Genomic DNA, 3,097 nt, shown 5'->3' on the forward strand with positions numbered 1-3,097 from the left:
TTTTCACGGCCAAGAAGTCAACCCTTTTTGACAAAAATAAAGGTTGTTTTTTTCTTCCAAAGGGTTGACGGTCAACCCATTTGCCCCTATAATAAACCCAATGATGAACGAATGACCAACGGGCATCAGACATAGACCAGGCATCAACCACTTTCAGGAGTTTTCCAAATGGCCGCGATCAACACCTTCACCATCATTGGCAACGTCACCAAAGACATCGAGCTGCGCTACACCGGCAGCGGCACGCCGACCGTCACCTACACCGTGGCCGTCGATAACGTCTGGTACGACAACAACGGCACCAAGCACGAGGAATGCGACTTCATCCCCGTGACCACCTACGGCAAGCAGGCCGAGAACGACGCCAAGTATCTGAAGAAGGGTTCGGCCGTGGCCGTCATCGGCCGCATCCGTAGCTGGTACAAGCAGGAAGAACGCAAGGGCGGCTTCAACTTCGAGGCCGAGCGCGTGCAGTACCTGGGCAAGCCCTCCGGCAATGGCGGCCGCCAAGGCAACGCCGGCACCGGCAACGCCGGCACCGGCAACGCCGAGCACGACGACTGGATGCGCGACTACGACCGCACCGAGCAGGCCGGCACCCAGCAACCCCAGGGCAACCGCCGCCGCTGATCCGCAGCGCAGGCCTGGCGCATGGAGTGAGCAGACCCCATGCGCCAGTCACGCAAACACCCCATCCCTTGGAGGTTCACCGTGCGTCACCTGTCCATCCTCACCGCCGCAGTCAATGCAGTGATCGCCGCGCTGGCCAGCGCCGTCGATGTCCCGGCTGAAGGCCTTGTGGTCTACAGCGAAAAGCTGGGCTATCACACGCGCTTCTACTACCACCTGCAAATCCGCCTCTACCCGTCCGGGCAGTACGGCATCGTCTGGCGGCACTCATCCGGGCATTGCAGCGCCCACGATTTCGAGTCGCACTATCACCACCTGGAGGACGCTGCGCTGGCCCTGATCCGCGACAGGCGCGACTACTACCAGGCCGAGGCCGACGACCGCGCCGATGCGGCCGAGGCCTACAACGAATCCATGCGCCTGGCCGCGTGAAGGGGAGCCCCATGATCGTTGCACGTCCGAACACCGCCAAAGAGCCCGACTTGCTGACCGGGCACGAGTCCGAGGCCTTGCGCTATGTGGCGATGGATGGCCAGGAGCTGGCCACCATCCCTGCGCCGGCCTCCGGCTGGACGCATGACGCGCTTGAGCGCGTGCGCCCGGCCATCCCCGAGGGGGAGGCCTGGGACGCTTTCCTGGGCACCCAATGGGTCGGCAGCTCCGAGCTGTAGTCCTTCGACCAACACCACGCAGAAAGACCGCCATGCACCACGACAACACCCCGCACGCGGCTGCGCCTCGCGCCGCAGCTCGCCGGCCAGCTCAGGCGCTGGCCATGCTGATCCTGCTGGCCGCTCTCGCCCTGGGCTATCGCCAGGCCTGCGCGCCGGCTGCGCCGCGCCTGGCCATCGAGGGCGACGGCCCCGGCCTGATCGCCTCGCTGCTGCCGCCGCTCGCGCTCTTTGAGCGCTTCGGGCACGGCTACTGACCCCACGGACGGCGCGCGATGAAGACCTACCCCGTCACTGGCCCGGACATGCTCGAACCGATGTGGTTCAACCGCGTGCGCCAGGGCCAGCACGCCGCCACGGTCGGCGCTGACCGCGCCGTGACCGTGGAGGGCGTCTCGCTGCGCTTGCGCGCCGAGTCGCCCGAGCCCGGCACGCCGGTTCGCGTGTGGCTCAACCATGCCGGCTTCTTCGTGTGCGCCACCGTGGCCGACATCGAGCAGGCGGCCGCTGAACAGCGCGCGGCCGAGGCCGCACGAGAACAGGAACGCCGCGCGCGCTTGGATCGCGCACGCGCCGAGGCCGAGGCATTCAATGCCCGGCTCGCCTTGCCAGTGGCCTGGGACGTGGGCATCAAGGACGTGCTTTCCGGGCTGTCCGAAACGTCCTGGGGCGACGGCCGCAGCGCCGCGACCGTGGAGCACGTCTACCTGCTGGAGCCGCTGACGGCCGGCCGCCTGGTGCGCCAGGCCGGCGACTTCCTCTGCACCGCTGCTGCCGGCACCAACGGCAAGCGCTGGTCTTCCAAGGTGATCGAGCGCGCCCACGATGGCGACGGCCAGCCCTACCGGCCGCGCCCGACCTGCAAGGCTTGCTTGGCTCTGGCCAAGCGCTGGATGAAGGACTGACCATGCCGACGCCTACCCTTGACGATCTGACGGTGAGCCGCCGTGACGCCGAAACCCTGGAGGTTTCGAGCTGGCTGACCAGCGGCCGCTGCGCGACCGTCTTCAAGTTCGACTTCAGCTCGCGCTACAGCGTGCAGCCGTTCCTGATCCCCAGCTACATGCAGGGCATCACGCACGCCCTGATCCTGGCCGCCGTGGAGCGCTTTGTTGCCCACGAGCAGAATTCCCCTCAACCTGTCTGAACCTCACCACTGAAAGGACTTCCATGAAATCCCCGAGCACTCTTGCCTTCGTGCTGCGCTGGCACGGCCTTGAATTCATCGGCGGCCTGGTCGCCCTGATCCTGGGCTTGCTGGGCCTGCTGAACTTCAAGCCCGACCCGCCCGGCCTGGCCTTCCAGTCGCTCCCCGACATGCTGGGCATCTGGCCCTACATGCTGTGCATGGCCGTGGGTGCCTTCATGGCTGTGCGCGCCTGGCGTCGCGGCAGCATCCTCCGCAATGGCGGCTGACGTGCGCGCGCCGCAACCCTCGCGCGGGCTGTCGCCGCTGGCCATTGTCGGCTTGCTGGCCTTTGCCGGGCTCTTTGCCTGGCTTGGCCTGAAGCTGGTCAAGTACAACTACCCTGACTCGCTGGCCAGCGCCAAGGACGTGCCGGGCTGGATGGTCGATGGCTATTACGGCACGTTCACCGATGCCGACATGCTCGCGCTGCGCGGTGGCCAGTGCAGCCATGATCCGATCTTTGTCCGACCGAAGGCTGATGGCAGCGCCGTGCTGACCTGCGGCATTCCGGCCCAGCCTGGGCCTGTCCTGTTGTTCGTGGTCGATGCGCTCGATCCGAATGGCATCTATCGCCGCGCCGGCACCTGATCGGGCGTGCCCCCATGCG

8 protein-coding genes are annotated in these 3,097 nt (G+C 66.2%); all 8 read left to right on the plus strand.

Features of this window, described 5'->3' with window-relative positions; translation table 11 throughout:
* Nucleotides 1-168: 168 nt before the first annotated feature.
* The 8 genes from AAHM38_RS25250 (at nucleotide 169) to AAHM38_RS25285 (ending at nucleotide 3,078) form a co-directional block, all read left to right on the plus strand.
* A complete protein-coding gene (locus AAHM38_RS25250; protein WP_028229706.1) occupies nucleotides 169-630 on the plus strand; it encodes a single-stranded DNA-binding protein in 462 nt (153 codons plus the stop codon).
* 81 nt (nucleotides 631-711) lie between these two features.
* Nucleotides 712-1,062, plus strand: a complete 351-nt coding sequence (locus tag AAHM38_RS25255) for a hypothetical protein (RefSeq protein WP_028229705.1) — start codon at nucleotides 712-714, stop codon at nucleotides 1,060-1,062.
* An 11-nt stretch (nucleotides 1,063-1,073) separates the two neighbouring features.
* A complete protein-coding gene (locus tag AAHM38_RS25260; RefSeq protein WP_028229704.1) occupies nucleotides 1,074-1,301 on the plus strand; it encodes a hypothetical protein in 228 nt (75 codons plus the stop codon).
* Nucleotides 1,302-1,405: 104 nt separating this feature from the next.
* A complete protein-coding gene (locus AAHM38_RS25265) occupies nucleotides 1,406-1,558 on the plus strand; it encodes a hypothetical protein (RefSeq protein WP_156967285.1) in 153 nt (50 codons plus the stop codon).
* Nucleotides 1,559-1,576: 18 nt separating this feature from the next.
* Nucleotides 1,577-2,206: a hypothetical protein gene (locus AAHM38_RS25270; RefSeq protein WP_212745809.1), complete on the plus strand. Its 630-nt coding sequence runs from the start codon at nucleotides 1,577-1,579 to the stop codon at nucleotides 2,204-2,206.
* Between the two features lie 2 nt (nucleotides 2,207-2,208).
* Entirely contained in the window at nucleotides 2,209-2,448 is a 240-nt protein-coding gene (locus AAHM38_RS25275; protein WP_028229702.1) for a hypothetical protein, read from the plus strand.
* Nucleotides 2,449-2,471: 23 nt separating this feature from the next.
* Nucleotides 2,472-2,717: a hypothetical protein gene (locus AAHM38_RS25280; protein WP_028229701.1), complete on the plus strand. Its 246-nt coding sequence runs from the start codon at nucleotides 2,472-2,474 to the stop codon at nucleotides 2,715-2,717.
* 1 nt (nucleotide 2,718) lies between these two features.
* Nucleotides 2,719-3,078: a hypothetical protein gene (locus AAHM38_RS25285; protein ID WP_342234406.1), complete on the plus strand. Its 360-nt coding sequence runs from the start codon at nucleotides 2,719-2,721 to the stop codon at nucleotides 3,076-3,078.
* The last annotated feature ends 19 nt before the right edge of the window (nucleotides 3,079-3,097 follow it).

It is taken from the genome of Ralstonia sp. OTU4908, assembly GCF_038440115.1.
Classification (GTDB): Bacteria; Pseudomonadota; Gammaproteobacteria; order Burkholderiales; family Burkholderiaceae; genus Ralstonia; species Ralstonia pickettii.